The organism is Cohnella baijiui (assembly GCF_020731285.1).
Lineage (GTDB): Bacteria > Bacillota > Bacilli > Paenibacillales > Paenibacillaceae > Cohnella.
This window is the reverse complement of sequence record NZ_JAJFOW010000021.1, coordinates 48,073-69,691: the sequence shown is the minus strand read 5'-3', so window position 1 is coordinate 69,691 and position 21,619 is coordinate 48,073. Positions and strand designations below refer to the sequence as shown.

At 62.2% G+C, this 21,619-nt stretch carries 19 protein-coding genes and 2 pseudogenes; 10 read left to right on the top strand and 11 right to left on the bottom strand.

Annotation, left to right across the window (positions count from 1 at the left end):
- Positions 1-99 precede the first annotated feature (99 nt).
- Positions 100-1,260 carry a phosphoribosylglycinamide formyltransferase 2 gene (purT, locus tag LKX83_RS18785; protein ID WP_227883826.1) on the bottom strand — a complete coding sequence of 387 codons (1,161 nt, stop codon included), beginning with the start codon at positions 1,258-1,260 and terminating at the stop codon, positions 100-102.
- Between the two features lie 158 nt (positions 1,261-1,418).
- Here purT and LKX83_RS18780 point away from each other — a divergent pair, with 158 nt between their 5' ends.
- Complete coding sequence (locus tag LKX83_RS18780; protein WP_227883825.1) at positions 1,419-1,574, top strand: DUF1540 domain-containing protein; 156 nt, start codon at positions 1,419-1,421, stop codon at positions 1,572-1,574.
- Positions 1,575-1,658: 84 nt separating this feature from the next.
- On the opposite strand, the gene LKX83_RS18775 is transcribed toward LKX83_RS18780, so the two are convergent.
- The gene (locus LKX83_RS18775; protein WP_227883824.1) at positions 1,659-2,546 is read right to left on the bottom strand and encodes a LysR family transcriptional regulator; all 888 of its coding nucleotides are present in this window, start codon (positions 2,544-2,546) and stop codon (positions 1,659-1,661) included.
- A 161-nt stretch (positions 2,547-2,707) separates the two neighbouring features.
- Between LKX83_RS18775 and LKX83_RS18770 the strand changes: the two genes are divergently transcribed.
- Together LKX83_RS18770 and LKX83_RS18765 are read left to right on the top strand one after the other, a co-directional pair.
- Positions 2,708-4,306 (top strand): MFS transporter, encoded by a 1,599-nt coding sequence (locus LKX83_RS18770; RefSeq protein WP_227883823.1) that lies wholly within the window; start codon positions 2,708-2,710, stop codon positions 4,304-4,306.
- Between the two features lie 93 nt (positions 4,307-4,399).
- On the top strand, positions 4,400-4,552 hold the full coding sequence (locus LKX83_RS18765; protein WP_227883822.1) for a hypothetical protein: 153 nt from the start codon (positions 4,400-4,402) through the stop codon (positions 4,550-4,552).
- Positions 4,553-4,857: 305 nt separating this feature from the next.
- Here the strand turns inward: LKX83_RS18765 and LKX83_RS18760 are convergent, their stop codons facing one another.
- From LKX83_RS18760 to fabF, 4 genes are all read right to left on the bottom strand, one after another.
- Positions 4,858-5,301 (bottom strand): SRPBCC family protein, encoded by a 444-nt coding sequence (locus LKX83_RS18760; protein WP_227883863.1) that lies wholly within the window; start codon positions 5,299-5,301, stop codon positions 4,858-4,860.
- A 2-nt stretch (positions 5,302-5,303) separates the two neighbouring features.
- Complete coding sequence (locus tag LKX83_RS18755) at positions 5,304-5,792, bottom strand: MerR family transcriptional regulator (RefSeq protein WP_370639099.1); 489 nt, start codon at positions 5,790-5,792, stop codon at positions 5,304-5,306.
- Positions 5,793-5,887: 95 nt separating this feature from the next.
- The gene (locus tag LKX83_RS18750) at positions 5,888-6,217 is read right to left on the bottom strand and encodes a DUF2087 domain-containing protein (protein WP_227883820.1); all 330 of its coding nucleotides are present in this window, start codon (positions 6,215-6,217) and stop codon (positions 5,888-5,890) included.
- A gap of 144 nt (positions 6,218-6,361) precedes the next feature.
- Entirely contained in the window at positions 6,362-7,609 is a 1,248-nt protein-coding gene (fabF, locus tag LKX83_RS18745; RefSeq protein ID WP_227883819.1) for a beta-ketoacyl-ACP synthase II, read from the bottom strand.
- 153 nt (positions 7,610-7,762) lie between these two features.
- On the opposite strand from fabF, the gene LKX83_RS18740 reads away from it, so the two are divergent.
- On the top strand, positions 7,763-8,602 hold the full coding sequence (locus LKX83_RS18740; RefSeq protein WP_227883818.1) for a helix-turn-helix transcriptional regulator: 840 nt from the start codon (positions 7,763-7,765) through the stop codon (positions 8,600-8,602).
- 105 nt (positions 8,603-8,707) lie between these two features.
- Here LKX83_RS18740 and LKX83_RS18735 read toward each other — a convergent pair whose 3' ends face one another.
- The 3 genes from LKX83_RS18735 to LKX83_RS18725 form a co-directional block, all read right to left on the bottom strand.
- Positions 8,708-9,532 (bottom strand): VanW family protein, encoded by an 825-nt coding sequence (locus tag LKX83_RS18735; RefSeq protein WP_227883817.1) that lies wholly within the window; start codon positions 9,530-9,532, stop codon positions 8,708-8,710.
- 48 nt (positions 9,533-9,580) lie between these two features.
- A complete protein-coding gene (locus tag LKX83_RS18730) occupies positions 9,581-9,913 on the bottom strand; it encodes a hypothetical protein (protein ID WP_227883816.1) in 333 nt (110 codons plus the stop codon).
- 719 nt (positions 9,914-10,632) lie between these two features.
- Positions 10,633-11,640, bottom strand: a complete 1,008-nt coding sequence (locus LKX83_RS18725) for an aldose 1-epimerase (RefSeq protein ID WP_227883815.1) — start codon at positions 11,638-11,640, stop codon at positions 10,633-10,635.
- Between the two features lie 203 nt (positions 11,641-11,843).
- Here LKX83_RS18725 and LKX83_RS18720 point away from each other — a divergent pair, with 203 nt between their 5' ends.
- The 3 genes from LKX83_RS18720 to LKX83_RS18710 are packed head-to-tail and all read left to right on the top strand — an operon-like array spanning position 11,844 to position 15,924.
- Complete coding sequence (locus tag LKX83_RS18720; RefSeq protein ID WP_227883814.1) at positions 11,844-12,290, top strand: MarR family winged helix-turn-helix transcriptional regulator; 447 nt, start codon at positions 11,844-11,846, stop codon at positions 12,288-12,290.
- Positions 12,291-12,311: 21 nt separating this feature from the next.
- A complete protein-coding gene (locus LKX83_RS18715; protein ID WP_227883813.1) occupies positions 12,312-14,069 on the top strand; it encodes an ABC transporter ATP-binding protein in 1,758 nt (585 codons plus the stop codon).
- On the top strand, positions 14,062-15,924 hold the full coding sequence (locus tag LKX83_RS18710; protein ID WP_227883812.1) for an ABC transporter ATP-binding protein: 1,863 nt from the start codon (positions 14,062-14,064) through the stop codon (positions 15,922-15,924). Before LKX83_RS18715 ends, LKX83_RS18710 begins: the two co-directional genes overlap by 8 nt.
- Positions 15,925-16,117: 193 nt before the next feature.
- On the opposite strand, the pseudogene LKX83_RS18705 reads toward LKX83_RS18710, so the two are convergent.
- Positions 16,118-16,261, bottom strand: a pseudogene (locus tag LKX83_RS18705) (AraC family transcriptional regulator); the annotation flags it as partial.
- Between LKX83_RS18705 and LKX83_RS18700 the strand changes: the two are divergent.
- From LKX83_RS18700 to LKX83_RS18690, 3 genes and pseudogenes are all read left to right on the top strand, one after another.
- A pseudogene (locus LKX83_RS18700) lies at positions 16,252-16,877 on the top strand (SDR family oxidoreductase); the annotation flags it as partial. The pseudogenes LKX83_RS18705 and LKX83_RS18700 sit on opposite strands and share 10 nt — an antisense overlap.
- A 108-nt stretch (positions 16,878-16,985) precedes the next feature.
- On the top strand, positions 16,986-18,374 hold the full coding sequence (gene fumC, locus LKX83_RS18695; RefSeq protein WP_227883811.1) for a class II fumarate hydratase: 1,389 nt from the start codon (positions 16,986-16,988) through the stop codon (positions 18,372-18,374).
- Positions 18,375-18,545: 171 nt separating this feature from the next.
- Positions 18,546-20,333, top strand: coding sequence for a glycoside hydrolase family 35 protein (locus LKX83_RS18690; RefSeq protein ID WP_227883810.1), 1,788 nt, complete (start codon positions 18,546-18,548; stop codon positions 20,331-20,333).
- Positions 20,334-20,423: 90 nt separating this feature from the next.
- Here LKX83_RS18690 and LKX83_RS18685 read toward each other — a convergent pair whose 3' ends face one another.
- Positions 20,424-21,461 (bottom strand): CotH kinase family protein, encoded by a 1,038-nt coding sequence (locus LKX83_RS18685; RefSeq protein ID WP_227883809.1) that lies wholly within the window; start codon positions 21,459-21,461, stop codon positions 20,424-20,426.
- Positions 21,462-21,619: the final 158 nt, after the last annotated feature.

Here is a 21,619-nt window from a genome sequence, read left to right as displayed (position 1 = left end):
GCGGCCGGGTTCGACCTCGCCGGACCGCGCCCCTTAAGTTGTCATCATTATAGTTACAGGGAATGCCGCTGTCAACGGCCCCCGTCCTGCCAAACGTTCCTATTCGCCGTGCAGCTGCAGCTTGCCGAGCGCTTCGGCCGCCCGGGCCCGGGCTTGTTCGACCGTCTCGGCGGAAGCGAGCGCCACGGCCATGCGCCGGCCGACCTTGGTGACCGGCTTGCCGAAGACGCGCACCTGGCTGTCCGGAACGGCCAGCGCTTCCTCCACGCCGTCCAACCGGTAGGACGTCCATTCCTGAACCGCCTTCAACGGACGGCTCGCGCCCGGCGCCACCAGCTTGATCTCCGGAATCGGCAGGCCGAGTATCGCCCGCACGTGGAGCGCGAACTCCGACAGGTTCTGGCTGGCGAGCGTGACGAGTCCCGTGTCGTGCGGCCGCGGAGACACTTCGCTAAAGTACACTTTGTCCTCGGCGAGGAACAGCTCTACGCCGAACAGACCGGCGCCGCCGAGCGCGTCCGTGATCGTCAGCGCGATGCGCCGCGCCTCCTCGATCTGCGCTTCGGTCATGTCATGCGGCTGCCACGACTCGATGTAGTCCCCGTCCTGCTGGATGTGCCCGATCGGCGCGCAGAACAGCGTGCCGTGCACCGTTCGCACGGTAAGAAGCGTGATCTCGGATTCGAAACGGATGAACTCCTCTACGATAACCCGCCCCTGACGAACGCGGCCGCCCTCCATGGCGATCTGCCAGCTCCGTTCGATCTCATCTTCGGAGCGGCATACGCTCTGGCCTTTGCCCGAAGAGCTCATGAGCGGCTTGACGACGCAGGGAAAGCCCATCTCCCGGGTCGCCGCCTGGAACTCCTCGTATGTATCGGCGAACTTGTACTTGGCCGTCGGCAGTCCGAGCGTCTCGGCGGCGAGCCGGCGAATCCCCTCGCGATCCATCGTCAACTGCGCGGCCCGGGCCGTCGGGATGACGCGGAATCCCTCTTCCTCCAGCTTCACGAGCTCGGCCGTCGCGATCGCTTCGATCTCCGGGACGATGAGATCCGGACGTTCGCGCAGCACGAGCTCCCGCACCGCCTGCCGGTCCAGCATGTCGATGACGTAGCTGCGGTCGGCCACATGCATCGCCGGCGCATCCTCGTAGCGGTCTACCGCAACGGTCGTCAAGCCCAGCCTCTGCGCCTCCAGAATGACTTCCTTGCCCAATTCGCCCGATCCGAGCATCAGCAGCTTCTTCGTTTGGTACATCTCGTCCCTCCAGCCCCCTGCCATTCGAATAAGTTCCATTATACAACAAAAAACGCGCACCCCAAACGGCCCCGCCAGACAAGCGAAAGCGGCGCGCCGATGGTATGAACGTTCCGCATTTCACCCATCCTAGGGAAGACGGGAGGTGACGATAAGCGATGGCCAAAGACGTGCTGTGCGAAGTGAACTCGTGCAAATATTGGGCGAACGGCAACAAATGCGCCGCTTCCTCGATCTATGTGGTCAGCAACCGCGGCAAGGAAGCGAGACACTCCGAAGAGACCGACTGCAAAACGTTCGAGCCGAAAATCTGACGCGCGACCCGGAAAGCAACCCTTGGACGGTTGCTTTCTTTCCTCTTCCTGCATTATGCCCATCACTGAGAATTATTATCAGGCTCAAAAGCGAAGCGCCGTCTTTTTTTCCAGCACTTCGTCGCGAAACAGCCGTGCGGCCGGAGACAGGTAGCGCTTTTCCTTCCATTCCATGCCGACCTCGAACACGTTGTCCTCGGCGACCAGCGTCACCCACGAGATGCCGTCCAGTTTCACGCCCGCCGTCCGCGGGAGGAGAGACACGCCAAGCCCCGCCGATATAAACCCGGCGACAGTCGGCAGGTCCTCGGCCTCGTAGACGACATGCGGCTCGAACCCCCACCGCGCGATCATCCGGTCCAACGCCATCCGCATCCCGCATTGATTTTTGAGTCCGATAAACGCCTCTCCCTCGATCTCCCCCAGCGTTACCCCATCTCTGCCGGCCAGCCGGTGTCCATCGGGCACGACGACGTCCACTCGGAAATCGCTGATCGGCGCCCATGCAATGCCCTCCTCGCCGCAGCGGGGCGCATTGATGATCAGATCGCACGCGCCGGTCGTCAACTGCCGCAGATTGGATTGGCAGGTGCCCTGAATCAGCTCGAAGCGGATGTCCGGATGGCGCTCCCGGAACGATCGAATGAGCGTCGGGACGAGACGGGTACCAAGCACGTTCAAAAAGGCGAGCGACACGACGCCAGACTCCGGGTTCGTCTGCTCCTCGACCTCCTGCTTGCCCTTTTCGATCTCCTGCAGCGCCCGCTCCACCCGGCGGGCGAACAGCTCGCCGTAGCGATTCAGCTGCACGTTGCGGCCGCTGCGCTCGAACAGCTGCACCCCGAGCTCCTCCTCCAGCTTGGCAATCGAATGGCTCAGCGCCGGCTGCGTAATGGACAGCACTTCGGCGGCTCGCGTGACGTGCTGAAGTCTGGCAACCGTCAAAAAATATTCCATCTGGTTCAGTTCCAAACGCGGCAACTCCTTCTCGGCGAGATCCAGCTATTATATGCACAAAATTAATGATATTGATTCAAATGATAAATTAGACAGAATGAGTTGTCAATTTCTACAATGAAGACAACGAACGGGCGCCGCCCCGTCCGAATCGACTTCGTAAAGGATGGATGACGATGCCCCCTCTCACGACCGCCACGATCTCGCCCCGCAAACGGGGAGGGCTTTTGTTTTTGCTATGTTTCGGCGTCTTCATGGTGTACCTCGACGGCACGATCGTCAACGTCGCGCTTCCCGATATGCAGCAGCATTTCGGCGTTGGGATGAAGGGACTTCAGTGGGTGATCGACGCCTATATGCTCACTTTCGCCTGCTTGCAGTTGTCCTCCGGCGCGATCGGAGACGCGATCGGTCCGCGCAAATTGTTTCTCGCCGGGATCGCCGGCTTCACTCTATTTTCCGTATTGTGCGCGATGGCGCCTTCGCTCGGCTGGCTGCTCGCCGGCCGCGCGCTCCAGGGCGTCTTCGGCGCCGTGCTCATCCCGCTGTCCCTCGCCATGATCCGCTCGATGTACGATCAGCCCTCGGCGCGCGCGAAAGCGATCGGCATCTGGGCCGCCGTCGGCGGCGTGGCGCTCGCGGCCGGACCGGTGCTGGGCGGATGGCTGGTGGAACGGTTCGCCTGGCAGAGCATCTTCTGGATCAATCTCCCCGTCGGGGTGGCCGTCACGTTGGCGCTGGTTTGGGTCCGGGGCCCCTCGGACGTCCGGCAACCGCGAAGCCTGGATCCGCTCGGGCAGCTGCTGTTCATCGCTGCGCTCGCCCTGCTGGCGTACGGCTTGATCGAGGGCAATGCCTGGGGATGGGGCTCGGCCCGGATCGCGGGCACGCTGATCGCCGCCGGGGTGCTTCTCGTCGGCTTCGTGCGCTGGGAGCTGCGCCGCCGGGAGCCGCTCTTTCCGCTCTCGCTCTTCCGCCACCCGATCGTCGCCGTCGCTTCCCTTGCCAACTTCCTCGGCTTTTTCGGCCTCTACGGCGTCATCTTCCTGCTCACGCTGTACTGGCAAAACGCGTACGGCCTCTCTCCCGTCGAGACGGGCACGCGTTTCCTGTCGCTCACCGCGAGCATCATGCTGTTCTCTTATCTCGGGGGCACGCTGGCACCTAAGCTGCCGCCGCGGTTCGTCATCCCGCTCGGCATGACGTTCGTCGCCGGCTCGCTCGCCGGACTGCTGCTGATCGGCCGGGAAGGCGTCGGCTACGGCGGCTACGCATGGTTGCTCGCGACGCTTGGTCTCGGCATCTCGATGTGCGGCTCCTCCTCGACCGTCGCGCTCATGAGCGCGGTCCCGCCCGAGCGCGCCGGCGCCGCCTCCGGCCTCGTGAATACGTTCCGCCAGGTGAGCGCGGTATTCGGCGTCGCGCTTGCCGGCGCGATCGTCAGCGCCCGGATCCGGGAGGCGGCTCCGGGCGCGTTGGCCCGTCTGCCGCTGCCGGACGGTGCCGCGGAGCGGCTCGCCGGCCAGCTCGAGAGCGGCGCCCTGCCGCGGGAAGCGCTGGCCCAGCTGCCCGCGGAGACGCGCGAAGCGGTCGCGAGGGAGACCGGCCGGCTGTTCGTGGACGGCATGCACGCTTCGCTTCTAGTTGCCGCCGCGGCGACCATCGCGGGCGCGGCGATCGTCGTGCTGCTGTTCGCAGCTGCGCGCCGCCGTTCGGCCGCCGAGTCTTTAGGCGGACGGCCTGTCGGTGCCGCACAGCCGGAGGCGAGAGGCTGACAACGTACCCGGCGCCAATGGCGAAAACCCGCAACCGACGGTTGCGGGTTTTCTTGATGAAAAAACCGATAAAAAAGCTCAACAGCAATCGTTATGAAGGAGCATTTTGAGCTGAATAAGGGCTTTTATAACCGTTTGAGTTTAGGTTTGGTTGGTGCAGTTGGTGCGGTTGGTGCAGTTGGTGCGGTTTATTTAACGGGTGCCAGAGAGGTTATCATTGGAAATATTAGCGTTATAAAATTCTAACGGTTCTAAGCAACGCTATTTGAACAAACTAGAGTGCTTTGGTGAATATCCGCCCGAATAAGCTCGTCAGCAACCGTTAGAAATTGAAAAGGAGCATTTTGAGCTGAATAAGCGCTATTACGTCCGTTAGAGTTAACCGATTACCAGAACGAACCCTCATTCGGGGTTCATCACCCCAATGGCTCGTTCCGCCAAACGACAGAAAAACCACGTCCGAAACGGACGTGGAAGGTGATCGTTGTTTGTTGGAGTCCTATCGGGGCACATCGATATCTTCATTGATCCGTTCTAGGATCCAGCCGGGTTCAACCCGCGTTCCGGAGCTGGGCACCGAGCGTGTCCAGCATGACGTTCGTCCCGTGCTCGCGGGCGCTCGGCGAATCATGACCGTCGAGGAAGGCGCCCTGTTCGGTGAAGATCAGCTGCGTCCCGGCGCCGGCGGGCTTGAATTCGACGGTGACGACGGAGGCGGAAATTCGGATCTCCCCCATATCCAACGTGTAGCCATAGACAATGCGTTCGCCAGGGACGATCTCGTGATAGGTCGCTTCGAAGGTGAAAATGGGGCCTTCCGGCGGTCCGCCGCGGCTGGTCTCCCGTCCTCCGACGCGAAACTCGAACGTGTCGGCCTTCGTGAACCAGCCGGATTTGGCTTTGGCGTCGGACCAGGCGGCGAATACGCGGTCCGGCGCGGCTTCATAGGACTTCTCAATGACGAACGTGTCATGCGTGGCAAATCGATCGGACATAGTCATGGTCTTTCCTCCTCTTGTGGGGTTGGCGGAGCTTCCCCGGCGAGCCAGCCGCCGAGCCGGTCGAGCCTGCGGTCGATGCTCGTCCGACGCTCCGCAAAGTAAGATTCGTGCGATTGGTTCATCATGGAGAGCAGTTGGGCGAATCCTTCCACCGTCGGCTGCTCGCCGGCGCGCATTCGCGCCGAGACGTTCAGCAGCGCTCTCATCAGACGCTGTTGACGGCCGATCTGGTCGCGCAGTCGGGCGATCTGCAGCGTGACGACCTCGAGGGGATCGTACCCGGGGTCCGCCAGGATCGCCTTGGTCTCCTCCAGCGTGAGCCCCAGCTCCTTGAGCGCCAGAATCTGCTGCAGCCGCGGGAGATCGGAGCGGTCGTACAGACGGTATCCGCCTTCCGAATAGCCGGACGGGGAGAACAATCCGATCTGGTCGTAATACCGCAGCGTCCGGATCGTCAGCCCCGTCAGCTTAGCCAACTCTCCCACTCTCCAATAGGTTTGGCCTGAGATGATCATCCCCTCGATTCGCGCGATCGTATTTTACCGGTACCCCTAATATAAACCATTACGTCGCGTAATGCTCAAGCCCCTTCTCCCTCCTCTTTTTTGTCCGAGGCCAGCCAGTAGCGGCTGCCGTCCGGCTCCCGGGCCAAAAAGCGATAATCCACCAAATTCCGGCGGAGCGTCGCAAAGTCCTCGAACCGCGTTTGCAGCAGGGCGTTCACTTCCTTTTCCGTATATGTTCTGCCTGTTTCGAATAGATGAACCACGTGATGCAGAACGACGAGCTTCGGCTTCTCCTTCTTCGGGATATGGGTAAGCCTGCCGTCCGGACCGTCTTTGAAAAATCGCCGGACCAGCTCCGCTCGCTCCGCCTCCGTGACCGAAACGCGTTTTTCGAAATAATTCATAGACGTTACCTCAATTCGTTTGGTTATTTACCAAACATCATATTACATGGACCTTATTTTCGCAATGCGTCATTCCCATCAAAAACAAAGCCGTCCGCATCCGGCGGACGGCTTTGTTGCTGTAGCGATTCGATCTTCTGCGGTTCAGGCCTTCTCCTCGTATCGTCGAAGGACGATGACGGCATTGTGGCCGCCGAAGCCGAACGAGTTGGACAAGCCGATGCGCAGATCCAATCCGCGGCGCGCCTCGTTGGGTACGTAGTCCAGGTCGCATTCGGCGTCGGGCGTCTCCAGATTGATCGTCGGCGTCACGACGCCCTCCTGCAGCATTTTCGCGAGGGCGATCGCTTCGATCCCGCCGCACGCGCCCAGCATATGCCCGGTCATCGACTTGTTCGCCGTGACCGGAACGCGGTACGCCTCCTCGCCGAAAAGCTTCTTGATCGCCATGGTCTCGGAGAGATCGCCAATGTCCGTGCTCGTCGCGTGGGCGCTGACGACGTCCACGTCCTTCGCCTGGATGCCCGCGCTCGCAAGCGCGGCGCGCATCGCCTGGTAGGCGCCCCGGCCCTCCGGATGGGTCGCCACGATATGATAAGCGTCCGAGCTGGCGCCGTACCCGATCACCTCGCCGTGGATGCGGGCCCCTCTGCGCAGCGCATGGGACAGCGACTCCAGCACGACGATCCCGGCGCCCTCCGCCATGACGAAGCCGTCGCGTCCGGCGTCAAACGGCCGACTCGCCCGTTCGGGGGCGTCGTTGCGCAAGGACAGCGCCGTCGAGTTGCCGAACGCGGCCAGCGCGATATCGGTAACGGCCGCTTCCGCCCCGCCTGCCAGCATGATGTCCGCCTCTCCGCCGCGGATCAGACGAGCCGCTTCTCCGATCGCCGTGTTGCCGATCGAGCAGGCCGTGACCGGCGCCAGCGTCGGCCCGTAGGTGCCGAACCGGATGCTGATCATCGCCGGGGCCATGTTCGCGATCATCATCGGGACGAGCAGCGGACTGACCCGCTCCGGTCCCCGGTCGCGCAGCAAGCCGTCGTTGTCGAGCAGCGTCTGCAACCCGCCGATGCCCGCCCCGACGTAGACGCCCATCCGTTCCCGGTCGATTCGCTCCATATCGATCCCGGCCTGCGCCACCGCCTCTTCCGCCGCCGCGACCGCGAACTGGCAGAAGCGGTCCATCCGCCGCGCCTCCTTGCGCCCGAACCGTCCTTCGGCATCGAAATCCCGCACGAGGCCGGCGATTTTCGCCTTGTGCCGGGACACGTCGAACGTATCGATCGGGCCGATCCCGGACTCCCCTCCGGCGAGCTTGCTCCAGAACGACGCGACGTCTTGGCCGAGCGGGGTAATCGCGCCCATGCCGGTAATAACGACTCTTTCCATATCGGTTCCCTCCTTGCCCGAGTTCGCGCCAGGGCGTTCCCGGATCTCTTGTACCTCCCATCTTTCCACACGAAGTATCCTATTACAAGTTATCGTTTATCCTGGTATAATAGCTACCATCATCCGGCTTCGTCCACAGGAGGTCTCCACCCGATGAACACCCAAACGAGATTGCAGGCGCTGTCCGCCTTCCTCAAAGCCCAGCGCGCCAAGCTGACGCCCCAGTCGGTCGGGCTGCCGGAAGGCACCCGCCGCCGCACCCCGGGCTTGCGCCGCGAAGAGGTCGCGCAGCTCGCGGGCGTGAGCAGCACGTGGTATACCTGGCTGGAACAGGGCCGCGACATCCAGGCCTCGCTCTCCGTCCTCGACAGCATCGCCGAAGCGCTGCGGCTGACGCCGGACGAGCGCAAGTACTTGATCGCGCTGGCTTCGGACAGCGGCATCGGCACCGCGCTCCACGTCCCCGAGCCGGCGCCGCGCGTCACGCCGTCGCTCGAGAAGATTCTCGCCGAGCTGCGGTACTGCCCGACGATCATCTCCGACCGCCGCTGCCAGATCGTCGGCTGGAACGCCGCCGCCGCTCATGTCTTTCTCGACTTCGACGCCGTCCCGCCCGAGCAGCGCAACATGATCCGCCTTCTGTTCGCCCGCAAGGAATTCCGCCGGCTCGCGGTGAATTGGGAGCAATTCGCGAGCGGGTTCCTCGCGATTTTTCGCGCCTATTACGGGCAGTACGTGGAGGACGACTGGTACGACAGGTTTCTCGCCGAAATGAGCGGGCTGTACCCCGACTTCGAGCGGCTGTGGCACGACAGCCGCGTCAACAGCGCGCCCGAGGTGGTGCTCGAGTTCCGCCACGCGAAAGCCGGAAAAATGCTGTTCGACCTCACCTCGCTGCAGGTGCACGGCAGCGCCGACCTCCGCATGAGCGTCTATACGCCGGCGTTCCATACCCCGACGGAGACGAAGCTTCGGCGCCTCGTCGGCGAATGAAGCCGTCGTACGGAAAGAGGCCCCGCGCCTCGTACGTCTTCGTACAAAGCACGGGACCTCGCCATCGCCGCAATAGCCGCGGATACCGCCGCCGGCGGGGCTTCGTCAGGACTCGCTTCCGGCGCCGAGCATCGGCTCGTACATCATGATCGCGTGATTTTCGGCGACGAATTCGTCGTCTACGGTCGCTTGGGCGCGGTCGTACACCTTGCGGTGGATGCGATTGTGCCGAATATAGCCGCCCCAGTACTCCTGCGTGACCCAGTGCTCCTTTTCATACACCTCGTAGCGGCGATCCTGCGCCTGCATCGTCCGCCATTCGCCTTCCAGGTGCGTATCGGTCACCCGGACGGCGAGCTGATAGGGCTGATCGGTTTCGTTCTTAATTTGAAGGTCGAGGTAATTGTAGGCGCACGTCGCCCCGCTGCCGAAAGGCTGGGTTCTGCCTGCGTCGGGAAAGACGTCGTAACTGTGCCGGTACCGCTCCGTGACCGTAAGGGGTGTGTGCAGCGTCATCCAATAGATGAGGTTCGACAGCTGGCACAGCCCTCCGCCCACGCCCGTCGTCACCTTGCCGTAAAAGAGAATCATCCCGTCAAGATACCCTTTGCGCTTCGTCGTATCGCCGATGAGGCGCCAATAGGAGAATGTTTCGCCTGGCTGCAGAACAACGCCGTCCAGCCGCCGGACCGCGATCCGCAAATTTTCCGCTTTGTTGATCTGAAGCTGCATATCCACGGCCCGCAGCTTCCGCAGCAGCACCGTGCGGTGCGCGAACGCGACGTGGAGCAGCCGTTTCGACGGATCCCGCAGCTTGGCATACCGCTTGCCGCCGAAGTACCAGGAGGCGTATCTTTTCATCCGGTAATATTTCTTGCCGAGATAAATGCGGATTGGGCTGCGCTTGAGCGGTTTCAGCGAAGGGGTCAAACGCGATTCTCCTTTCCAAGTTTTCTCGGTACGAACCAAGGGAGCTAGCTAGACGATCTCGTTTATTTGGATCAACGTCCATTTTTCGAAAAACGCGCGGCTAAATGGATAGGTATAGCAAATCAATCTCACCTCGTAACGCTTTCCTTCGATATCGACGACCAGATTTTGCGCGTACAGCTCCGAATCTTTAGCTTGGGATACGATCCTGACGGATAGGGGGCGTTTGGCCGCGCTTATTTCTTGAATGGCGGACAAGTCGGAAACGTAGTTTACTTGATCGGGCGAATGCAGCGCGTTCAACTGCCGATGGAGCTGCCGCTCGAAGTTCCACTGCGTATGCCCGATCCGGCCGAGCACCAAGACGATTAGCGTCAGCAACGCCAACCCGCCGAACCATATAAACGAGCTTCTTTCTCCAAGCGTTACCCTTCATGGCGCACCCCCAGCGTCTCCATCGAAAGCTTCTTCGCGTGGTACACAATTCCTATTTGTGTATACAGACGAAACAAGGCCCGGTCGCGTTCAGCTTCCTTCTTCAACAAATGATGGGCAAGCGAAAGCCCTCCGACCTCCCTTCTTACCTTCGGCAGACGCGAAGCAGAAAACGCCGGAATCCGCTTTCCGTGTTGCCTATCCCGCATCAACGATTTAGATGCAAATGTACATCTAATTTTGCTATATTGCCTGCTTAACGATCATTTAGTTGCAATCGTACAACTAAATCATCCGTTTTTTGCGTACAGGACGGATTTACGATTAATTAGATGCACTTTTACAAGTAAACCGCTCCACCCTCCCGAAATGGTCCTAATTAGATGTACGAATGCAACTAATTGACTGAGCGACCCGAACCGTGTGCAAACAAGACCCATTGGCATCCACCAGTGGCGAACCATCAGCCAGAATCCGACGAATTTGCACCAAGACCCAACTGATTCATTCGAAACCAGCCTCGCAGATTGCCACGCGTCCGAGGCAGCCGTCATGAGTGGAAAGATCCTGCCTCTTCTAATAGCGAAAAAGAACCAAGCGTCGGCGAAGTAACTCGCGGCGCTTGGTTCGTTGGTCGAGCTTGCGGCGTTGCTGGAACTTGCGGCTTAACCGATCACGTACAAGCGGCTCGTCTCTTCCCAGATTTCTCCCGGCGCGAGCCCGATCAGCCCGACGGCTTCGGCCTCCTCGGCGGAGAGCTGCATGTTCGGGGCGTTGACGAGATTGATCTGCGGCTCGGGGCAGAAATAGCCGCCCTTCGCGCCGTCGTTCCAGATCATCCATTGCTTGTAGCCCGCGCCGATATCGTAAACGAGCTTCACGCCGACGCGCGTGTCGAGCAGCTCCATCCGGTTGCGGCCGTCCTGCGGCCGTGCCGTGTAGTGGTTGTCCATCGGCTCGAAGAACGGCGACTGGGCGCCGTCTCTCATCCGCTCCTCGCCCGGCGTGAGCGCGAGCTTGCGCTTGGTCGGGAGCATGCGGCCGTCTTCCCCCATCTCCCAGCGCTCGCCGACCGTCAGCTTGAACGTATGGTCCGCGGGCGTGCTTCCCGGCACGAACGGCGCGTTCACGGTCGTATGGAAGGCGAGCAGGCACGGCATCCGGTTCTCGCCGTCGTTGCGGACGAAGACGCGCTGATGCAGGCCTAGAGCGCTAAGCGTATATTGCAGCTGGACGGTAAAGGCGTGCGGAAAACGGGCATATACCGAGTGGGACGGATCGATCCGGACGGACAGCGTCACTCGGCTCTCCAGCCCGTCGGCGCCGAATTGGTCGACCTGCCACGGGATGTCGCTCAAAAAACCGTGCAGATGATTGCCCCGATCCGGCTCGTTTACCGGGAATTGATAGACCTGGCCCTCCCAAGCGAACTTCCCGTCCTCGTAACGGTTCGGCGGGAACAGCACCGGAATGCCGTGCACGATCGGGCGCGCCTTAAACGCTTCCATTTCCGCCGCTTCGGGCTCTCGAAGAAACGCGTAGCCCCGCTCCTTGTCGCGGAAGGCGATCAGATTCGCCCCCGTATCCGGCAGCACCGCCGCCTCGTAAGGGCCGGCCTGCAGCCACACGGCCCGTTCCCCCTGGTATATCCCCTCGTATGCTCGATTTTCCATCGTCAACGCTTCCTCCTGCGCCATGAGTGTGCTTGTACGTACATATCCCCCCTAGCATAGCATAAATGCCCCTGCCGGACATCCCGATCCGCCAAAACTTCATGCCGAAACGAAGCAAACCGCCAGCGCAAGTACCGATTGACAAACGACGGGTTCCCTTCTACATTTATATTAGTCGACTAACTAAATATAGGAGGCCTGCCATGCCCCCCTTTCCGGACTCGCTCACCCATATGATGCGCCACGTCCTAAAGCTTCACCGGCGGGAGACCGATCGGCTCATCCACGAATACGAGGTTTACCCCGGCCAGCCTCCCGTACTGTTCCGCCTCTGCGAGCAAGACGGCCTGAGCCAGCGGGAGCTGGCGCAGCGGGTACGCCTGACCCCTGCCACGCTGACCGTCATGCTGACCCGGATGGAAAAAACGGGGCTCGTCGAGCGGCGGCCGGACGGCAAAGACCAGCGGATCACCCGCGTGTACTTGACGGACAAAGGACGTTCGGCCCTCGATTCCGTAGGCGCGGCCATTCAGTCCGTGGAGGCCCGCACGTTTGAAGGTTTTCTGCCGGAAGAAAAGCTGCTGCTGCGGCGTTTGCTAATGCAAATGCAGCAGAATCTCAATGCATCAGATTCGTTAGCTGACGAATGATCTAAAGGAGGTCGCTTTCGTTTGACCAAGTTGATGTCCTTTTTGCGCCCTTATCGCGCGGCAGCCATTCTGGCGCCGCTATTCATGATTGTCGAAGTGTGCATGGACCTGCTTCAGCCGACCTTCATGGCGGGCATCGTCAACGAAGGCGTAACGGCCGGAAGCCTCGACGCCGTCTGGCGGTACGGAGGCTGGATGATCGCCGCCGCGGCCGTCGGCTTGATCGGGGGCGTCGGCTGCACGTATTTCTCCACCGTCGCTTCCCAGGGATTCGGCACGGACCTGCGCAACCGCATGTTCCGCCGGGTGCAGACATTTACGTTTCGCAATCTCGATCAGTTGACGACCGGGTCGCTTGTGACGCGGCTCACGGCCGATATCGTTCAGCTGCAAAACCTCGTCATGACGTCGCTGCGCATACTTGTGCGGGATTTCTTCCTGTTCGCCGGAAGCTTGACGATGGCTTTCCTGATCAACCCCCGCCTCGCCTTGCTCTGCCTCGCCATCATGCCGCTGCTGATCGCGATCCTCTACGCGACGCTGCGACGGTCCGCGCCGCTGTTCCGGCAGGTGCAGGAGAAGCTCGACCGGGTCAATACGGTCGTTCAGGAGAATCTGTCCGGCATCCGCGTCGTCAAGGCGTTCGTGCGCGCCGCCTTCGAACGCGCCCGCTTCGGCCGGGCGAACCGAGACAACCGCGACATGGCGATCCGCGCCGCCCGCGCGGTCGCCGCCAACGTGCCGCTGCTGACGCTCATCCTGAACGCGGGCATCGTGGCTATTCTCTGGTTCGGCGGCCATCTGGCCGGGACCGGCGGACTCGAGGTCGGCAGCCTTGCCGCCTTTATCACGTATGTCTCGCAGATGGCGTTCGCGATGGCCGCGCTCGGCAATCTGATCGTGACGATCTCCCGGGCCCGTGCATCCGCCGTCCGCGTCCGCGAAGTGCTGGACACCGTGCCCGACATGCAGGAGCCGCCGGCAGGTGCTACGACAGGCGCGGCGGAAGGCGAGATCCGGGCCGAGCGGATCGCGTTCGAAGACGTTTCCTTTGGGTATGGCGGGGACGGGGACGGAGACGCCCTCGTGCTCCGGGGCGTGAACCTGACGATCGAGCCCGGCCAGACCGTGGGCATTCTCGGCGCCACCGGCTCGGGCAAGTCCACGCTGGTCAGCCTCATTCCCCGCCTGTACGATCCGGGCCGCGGCCGGATCACGATCGGAGGCGTCGACGCCAAGGACATTCCGTCCGCGCAACTGCGCCGCCAGGTCGGCATGGTGCTGCAGCAGGCCGTGCTCTATAGCGGCACGATCCGCGACAACATCCGCTACGGCAAGCCCGACGCCACGCAGGAGGAGGTCGAAGCCGCCGCCCGCGCGGCCGAAGCGCACGGCTTTATCTCCGGCTTCCCGGAAGGCTACGATACGATAGTCGGCCAGAAAGGCGTGAATTTGTCGGGCGGCCAAAAGCAGCGCATCTCGATCGCCCGCGCCATCCTGCTGAATCCGGGCATCCTGGTCCTCGACGACAGCACGAGCGCCGTCGATCTCGGCACCGAATCCCGCATCCAGACGGCGCTGCGGGAACGGATGCAATCGAGCACCCGTCTCGTCATCGCCCAGCGGATCTCCTCGGTCATCGACGCCGACAAGATCGTCGTGCTCGACGACGGGCAGATCGCGGCCGAGGGCACGCACGACGAGCTGCTCGCGCGCAGCCCGGTCTATCGGGAGATCTATCAGTCCCAACGGGAAAAGGAGGCGCTCTACCATGTTTGACCGCAGATCGCGCCCCGGGCCGACGGAGAAGCAGCGGGCGAAGCACGCGGGCGCGACGATCCGCCGCATCTGGCGGTATCTGCACCGTCAGCGCGCGGGTCTCGTCACAGTCGTCTTCCTGACGCTGATCGCGACGGCCGCGTCATTGGCCGGGCCCTACCTGCTCGGCCGAGCGATCGACGCACATATCGTTCCCCGGCAGTTCGACGGCCTGCTCGGTCTGTGCGGCGTCCTCCTCTCCGTCTACGCGGTCGGCAGCTTGACGGCGTGGATCCAGGCCTACGTCATGTCCGGCGTCTCCCAGCGGACGGTCTGGGACATTCGCGAGAATCTGTTCCGCCATCTGCAAAAGCTGCCCCTCCGCTATTTCGACCGAACGCCGCACGGCGAGCTGATGAGCCGGACGACGAACGACGTGGAAAACATTTCGGTCACGTTGAACCAGAGTTTCATTCAGATCGTCGCGAGCGCGCTTACGCTGATTGGCTCGTTCGTCATGATGCTCACGCTGAACGTATGGCTGACGCTCGTTACGCTGGTGACCGCACCGCTCGTCCTATTCGTCGCCAAGACGATCGCAAAGCGCACGAAAGGCTACTTCAAGCGCCAGCAGCAGCACCTCGGAGAGCTGAACGGCTTTATCGAGGAGACCGTCTCCGGGCAGAAGGCAATCAAGATTTTGCACCGGGAAGAGCGGGCGATCGCCGAGTTTGAGCGGATCAACGCCGAGCTGAAACGCGCGGGCATGAAGGCGCAGGTGTTCTCGGGCACGATTGGCCCCGCCATGAACATGATGGGCCACCTCAGCTTCATCCTGATCGCGGCCGCCGGCGGCTGGATGGCGATCCACGGCATGACGAAGGTCGGCGTCATCGTCGCGTTTCTGACCTACTCCCGCCAGTTCACCTGGCCGCTGAACGACCTTGCGAATCAGTACAACGCCATCCAGGCGGCCGTCGCCGGTGCGGAGCGCGTCTTCGACGTCATGGACATGGAGACGGAGTACGCGGACGAAGAACCGCGGCGGGTGGCCGGCAGGGCGATGGCCCTCTCGGCTCCGGACGGGAAAGCGGACCGCTGGGTGTCGGACGGCCATAAATCTGTGCAGCCGGTCCCTGCAGGGGGCCGGGTCGTCTTCGGCGATGTGACGTTCGGCTACGAGGCCGGCCGGCCGACGCTGCGGGGGATCGACTTCGCGGCCGAGCCGGGCCAGGTCGTCGCGCTGGTCGGCCCTACCGGGGCCGGAAAGACGACGATCATCAACCTGTTGACGCGTTTCTACGACGTGGACGAGGGCGTCATCACGATCGACGGCGAGGACATTCGCAGCCTGCCCAAGGACGCGCTCCGCAGCCGGCTCGGCATCGTGCTGCAGGATGCGTACCTGTTCTCGGACACGATCCGCGAGAACATCCGGTACGGCCGGCTGGACGCGACCGACGAGGAAATCGCGGAGGCCGCACGCCTCGCGAACGCCGACGGCTTCATCCGCAAGCTGCCGCTCGGCTACGACACGCCGATGACTTCGTCGGGCGGCAATCTGAGCCACGGCCAGCGGCAGCTCGTCACGATCGCGCGGGCCATTCTGGCGAATCCGTCCATCCTCGTCTTGGACGAAGCAACGAGCAGCGTCGACACGCGCACGGAGATGCACATCCAGGAGGCGATGAACACGCTTATGCAAGGCCGTACCAGCTTCGTTATCGCCCACCGGCTGAACACGGTGCGCGGCGCCGACCTCATCCTCGTCATCGACAACGGCGGGATCGTCGAGCGCGGCACGCACGAGCAGCTGCTGGCGCGGGACGGCTTCTACGCGCGGCTGTACAACAGCCAGTTCCAGCGCGCGGTGTAGGGCGGCAGTGGCCGGCGACGGCCGTTAACCCGTTTCAGCGGGCATCTCGCCACGAATCCGCGCCTGGCGGCGGCCGTTAACCCGTTCGACGGGTATCTCGCCACGAATCCGCCCGCCGCATCCCCATCCAAAACGACACCGCCCCTCCCGGCCGGGAGAAGGCGGTGTCGTTTTGGCGTTTCGTCCATCCATCCTAAGAGGATGCTTCCCCTGCCAACAGCGCGTCCCGGTAGGTCCGGACGTCCCTGATCGGGGGTTGACCGAACAAACGCGCGTATTCGCGGCTAAAGTGCGAGGGGCTTTCATAGCCGACCTGGAACGCGGCATCGGCCGCCGGACCGACTGGAGGCGCTGGCATCCGAGATCCGCGCCGAAGGAGGATCGGTCGAGCATCAGCAGCTCGACGTCACGCGGCTGGATCAGATGCAGGCGATCATCCGCCTGGCGCAAAGCCGCTTCGGACGGCTGGATGTCATCGTGAACAATGCCGGCGTCATGCCCCTTTCACCGCTCGAAGCTTTAAAGGTCGAGGAATGGAACCGCATGATCGACGTCAACATCCGCGGCGTTCTCCATGGCATTGCCGCCGGGCTTCCCGTCTTCAAGGAGCAAGGGTCCGGCCAATTCGTCAATGTCGCGTCCATTGGCGCCTATGCGGTCTCCCCGACGGCGGCGGTGTATTGCGCCACCAAATTCGCCGTGCGGGTATCACCGAAGGATTGCGACAGGAGGCGGGACGGGAAATCCGCGCGACGCTCGTATCGCCGGGGGTGACGGAATCCGAACTTGCCGACTCCATCACGGACGACGAAGCGCGGCAGCTCATGAAGACGTATCGTCGCGATGCGTTGCCGGCTTCCGCCATCGCTCGCGCCATCGCTTACGCCATCGAGCAGCCGGCCGACGTCGATGTGAACGAACTCGTGGTGAGGCCGACCGCCCAGCTTGCTTAACGCATTCGTCCGACGAAACTCCCCCATATAGGTAAGCCGGCCGGAATAGGGTAACATAGAAGGGAAACCATCCCGGGATTACCGCTTGGACAGGAGGAGGAATCGGTCATGGCATATCGGACGGAACGAGACACGATGGGCGAAATCCAGGTGCCGGCGGAGGCCATGTGGGGCGCGCAGACGGAGCGCAGCCGCCAGCACTTCCGGATCGGGGGCGAGCGGATGCCGCTGGAGCTGATCCGGGCGTTCGCCATGCTGAAAAAAACGGCGGCCCAAGCGAACCAAACGCTGGGGCAGCTGGACGCGGACAAGGCGGAGGCGATCGTGACGGCGGCGGACGAGGTGATCGCGGGCCGGTGGGACGACCACTTCCCGCTCGTCGTCTGGCAGACCGGGAGCGGCACGCAGTCGAACATGAACGTGAACGAGGTGCTCGCCCGCCGCGGCAACCAACTGCTCGAAGCGAAGGGCAGCGACAAGCGCGTGCATCCCAACGACGACGTGAACCGTTCCCAAAGCTCGAACGACACATTCCCGACCGCGATGCATGTGGCCGGCGTCGTCGCCGTCGAGGATACGCTGCTGCCCGCGTTGGCGCAGCTCAAAGGGACGCTGAAAGCCAAGTCCGAGGCGTTCACGGACATCGTCAAAATCGGCCGCACGCATTTGCAGGACGCCACCCCGCTCACGCTCGGGCAGGAGATCAGCGGCTGGCATGCGATGCTCGCGACGACCGAAGAGATGATCCGATCCAGCATCGACGCGATGAAGTCGCTCGCGATCGGCGGCACGGCCGTCGGCACCGGGATCAACGCGCACCCCGAATTCGGCGATCGCGTCGCGGAGGCGCTGGGCCGGGAGACGGGCGGCAAGGCGTTCGTCAGCGCGCCGAACAAGTTCCACGCTTTGACGAGCCACGACCAGACCGTCTACGTCCACGGCGCCCTGAAGGCGCTCGCGGCCGACCTCATGAAGATCGCGAACGACGTGCGCTGGCTCGCCAGCGGCCCGCGCAGCGGGATCGGAGAGATCACGATCCCGGAGAACGAGCCGGGCAGCTCGATCATGCCCGGCAAGGTCAATCCGACGCAGTGCGAGGCGCTGACGATGGTCGCATGCCAGGTGATGGGCAACGACGCGACGATCGGCTTCGCGGCGAGCCAGGGCAACTTCGAGCTGAACGTGTTCAAGCCGGTCATCCTGAACGCTTTCCTGCAATCCGTCCGTTTGCTAGCGGACGCGATGCGGTCGTTCGACGAGCACTGCGCCGTCGGCATCGAGCCGAACCGCGAGGTGCTGGACCGCAACCTGTCGCGGTCGCTCATGCTCGTCACCGCGCTGAACCCGCATATCGGCTACGAGAATGCCGCCAAGATCGCCAAGCTGGCCCACAAGGAAGGGCTCACGCTGCGCGAAGCCGCCCTCCGCACGGGACTGCTGACGGAAGAGCAGTTCGATACGTACGTGCGGCCGGAGAAGATGATCGGGACGCCGTGACGAAGCTGGTCTCCTTGATCCAACCGCCGTTCGAAGCCCCTTCTCTAAGGCGGCCGTCGGACGGCGGTTTTTTATGCGCCCGTTCGCCAGATTATGATTGAATCAATCATAATTATGATTTAAAATGTCATTATCATATCCACTCATCCCACACAAAGAGGCGATATTCGAATGGCGACCTTTACGACCGCAGGTTCCGACTTTTTGCTGAACGGCCAACCGATCCAGATCATCTCTGGGGCCATCCACTATTTCCGCATGCTCCCGGAGCAATGGCGGGACCGGCTCCTCAAGCTCAAAGCTTGCGGCTTCAACACCGTCGAAACCTACGTCGCCTGGAACGTCCACGAGCCCAAGGAAGGACAATTCCGCTTTGACTGCGGTGCGGACCTCGCCCGGTTTATCGAGATCGCCGCCGAGCTGGAACTGCTGGTCATCGTGCGGCCCAGCCCCTACATTTGCGCGGAATGGGAATTCGGCGGCTTGCCCGCCTGGCTGCTCAAGGACCGGAACATGCGGCTGCGCTGTTATTACCAGCCTTTCCTGGACAAGGTCGACGCCTATTTCGACGCGCTGCTTCCGAAGCTTGTCCCCCTCCTCTGCACGAACGGCGGCCCGATCATCGCCATGCAGATCGAGAACGAATACGGCAGCTACGGCAACGACAAGCGGTACCTGAACCATATCCGCCAAGGCATGGTCGACCGCGGCATCGACGTGCTGCTGTTCACTTCGGACGGCCCCGAAGACCACATGCTGCAAGGCGGCACGGTCGAAGGCGCGCTCGCGACGGTCAACTTCGGTTCCCGGCCGGAGGAGGCGTTCGCCAAGCTGAAGGCGTACCAGCCGGACGCGCCGGTCATGTGCATGGAATATTGGAACGGGTGGTTCGACCACTGGAGCGAGGAGCACCACGTACGCGGCTGGGACGACGTGGCGGACGTACTCGACCGCATTTTGCGCGCCGGGGCTTCGGTCAACTTTTACATGTTCCACGGCGGGACGAACTTCGGCTTTTACAACGGGGCCAACTTCTTCGACAAGCATGAGCCGACGATCACCAGCTACGACTACAACGCGCTGCTCACCGAGTGGGGCGACATCACGGACAAGTATCGCGCCATGCGCGACGTCATCGGCAAGTATGCGAAGCTGCCGGATATCCCGCTGCCCGAGCCGTCCCGGAAGGGCAGCTACGGCCGCCTCGCGATGACGGAGCGCGCCGAGCTCTTCGGCTCCCTGGACGCCTTGTCCGCGCCGGTGGAACGCCCCTTCACGGAAACGATGGAGGCGCTGGACCAGGACTACGGCTTTATGCTGTACTCGACGCATTTGTCCGGTCCTAGACCCGCGAGCAAGCTCACGCTGCAGGAGGTGCGCGACCGCGCGCTCGTATTCGTGGACGGCGTCTACCAAGGCGTCATCGAGCGCAACAGCCACGACCTCTTGCTGGAGCCGAAGGCGCACGATCTCGTCTTCGAAGTGCCGGAAGGCGGCGTTCGGCTGGACATCCTCGTGGAAAATATGGGGCGCATCAACTACGGCTGGAAGATGGACGATCCGAAAGGGATCAGCGAAGGCGTGCGCTTCGAGCGCCAGTTCCTCTCCGATTGGACGATGCGTTCGCTGCCGCTCGACGATCTGTCGAAGCTGGTCTACGCAAAGCATGCGGCGGCGCCTGAGGCGGAAGGCGCGGCGGCCTGCGGTCCCGTCTTCTACCGGACGACGTTCCAGGTGGACGAGCCTCTCGACACGTTCGTCCATATGGCGGGGTGGACGAAAGGCGTCGTCTTCGTGAACGGCTTCAACCTCGGCCGCTATTGGGAGGTCGGCCCGCAAAAGGCGCTGTATCTGCCCGGTCCGCTGCTGCGAAAAGGGAACAACGAAATCGTCGTCTTTGAACTGCACGGCACGAAGGAAGCGGCGGTCACGCTGCAGGACTTCCCCGATTTGGGATGACGAACGCCTAAGCAAACACGGCTTCGGCGCATCCGATGGACCAGCTTGCTGGCTCATGGATGCGCCTTTTTCGCCGTGTCGGCCGATATGTCAGAGTCTCATTAACTCCCTCGCGATAATCGGACGGCGCTGCGAGATGTAATCGCGAATCACGTCCGGCTCCCCGAGAAACAGTTCGTAAGACCACCTGGTCCGACGGTCCTCGCGATAAAACGAATCGATGGCCCGGTGCATGGCCATCGCGCGAGGCATAATGCGCCGTTCCGTAAACAAGCCGCCGAGCGCCCTGCGCAAAATCGCCTTGTAACGCAGCCGAAACGGCCGATGGGCGAGCAGTTTTTCCGTCAGATGGTTGTAGCCCCGGACGGCGACGAGGTCGCTTTCCACCAGCTTGCCGAAACAATTGCGCCCCCAGGTCCCTTCGTAATCCCATGGGATCATTCGCCATTTCCCCGATCCGGCATGGCGATACAGGGCGTAATTTTGGTCGAAGCCGTCGTAATTGCCGGTAAGCACCGCTCCGGCCAGCCATTTCAAATAATTGTCTACATCCAGATGTCGGCTTGCGTAGCGAGCGAATGCTTTGCCTTTATGGCGGTGAATGCCGTGCAAAAAAGAAAGCAGCCTCGCGCTCTCGGACGCTCCGCCCGATTGACGCTCATAGCCGTAAAGCGGCGAAGAGCCGGACGGCCGCCGGAAGTCGGCGTAATCGTTTATCGCGTAAAATAAAGATTTTGCGCCGATCCTTCTTCGGCTGAAAAATCCTTTCTCCACCGCTTCGATTTCCAGATAAGTGCCAAGAGGAATGCCGTTCAGGAACAACCGCACGTGCTTCGTCCGCGGGGAGGGAAGGCCGAGCCGCTCGATGAACCAGAAGGAAAGCGCGTTCCGGATCAGGGAAGGATCGTCGAACTCGGCGTTGTAGTGGAAGGTCTGCCCGTCCCGCACGACTTCGTAGGATCGCTTGGGATACGCCCGGGTATGTCCGCCGCGATAACGTACCTTTACCGGCACCGTCTGACCGTTCGTGAGCAGTGTCCCAAAGACGTACTTGTCTTTCCACAAGTCCCTTTCCATCTGATGCAGGTCTGCTTCGGCGATCGCCAGCGATCGAATCGGAATGCGCATGCCTCGTTCCGCCTTTCCAACAACGGCAGTCGTTATCGGTCAGGTAACATATGCCCCGCGTACAAAAGCGGAACGGCGAACATCACGGGTCGGCGGCGGCGCACGGACGCGAACACGTGAAAACCGCCGGACGCGATGGTCCGGCGGCTCAACATCCT

What these genes read in the sequence shown, in the direction of transcription:
- LKX83_RS18780 (WP_227883825.1), top strand. Translation starts at nt 1,419, where the DNA reads ATGGCCAAAGACGTGCTGTGCGAAGTGAACTCGTGCAAATATTGGGCG.
- LKX83_RS18725 (WP_227883815.1), bottom strand. Translation starts at nt 11,640, where the DNA reads ATGGAAAATCGAGCATACGAGGGGATATACCAGGGGGAACGGGCCGTG.
- fabF (WP_227883819.1), bottom strand. Translation starts at nt 7,609, where the DNA reads ATGGAAAGAGTCGTTATTACCGGCATGGGCGCGATTACCCCGCTCGGC.
- purT (WP_227883826.1), bottom strand. Translation starts at nt 1,260, where the DNA reads ATGTACCAAACGAAGAAGCTGCTGATGCTCGGATCGGGCGAATTGGGC.
- LKX83_RS18720 (WP_227883814.1), top strand. Translation starts at nt 11,844, where the DNA reads ATGCCCCCCTTTCCGGACTCGCTCACCCATATGATGCGCCACGTCCTA.
- LKX83_RS18690 (WP_227883810.1), top strand. Translation starts at nt 18,546, where the DNA reads ATGGCGACCTTTACGACCGCAGGTTCCGACTTTTTGCTGAACGGCCAA.
- LKX83_RS18765 (WP_227883822.1), top strand. Translation starts at nt 4,400, where the DNA reads ATGAAGGAGCATTTTGAGCTGAATAAGGGCTTTTATAACCGTTTGAGT.
- LKX83_RS18685 (WP_227883809.1), bottom strand. Translation starts at nt 21,461, where the DNA reads ATGCGCATTCCGATTCGATCGCTGGCGATCGCCGAAGCAGACCTGCAT.
- LKX83_RS18710 (WP_227883812.1), top strand. Translation starts at nt 14,062, where the DNA reads ATGTTTGACCGCAGATCGCGCCCCGGGCCGACGGAGAAGCAGCGGGCG.
- LKX83_RS18750 (WP_227883820.1), bottom strand. Translation starts at nt 6,217, where the DNA reads ATGAATTATTTCGAAAAACGCGTTTCGGTCACGGAGGCGGAGCGAGCG.
- fumC (WP_227883811.1), top strand. Translation starts at nt 16,986, where the DNA reads ATGGCATATCGGACGGAACGAGACACGATGGGCGAAATCCAGGTGCCG.
- LKX83_RS18740 (WP_227883818.1), top strand. Translation starts at nt 7,763, where the DNA reads ATGAACACCCAAACGAGATTGCAGGCGCTGTCCGCCTTCCTCAAAGCC.
- LKX83_RS18770 (WP_227883823.1), top strand. Translation starts at nt 2,708, where the DNA reads ATGCCCCCTCTCACGACCGCCACGATCTCGCCCCGCAAACGGGGAGGG.
- LKX83_RS18760 (WP_227883863.1), bottom strand. Translation starts at nt 5,301, where the DNA reads ATGTCCGATCGATTTGCCACGCATGACACGTTCGTCATTGAGAAGTCC.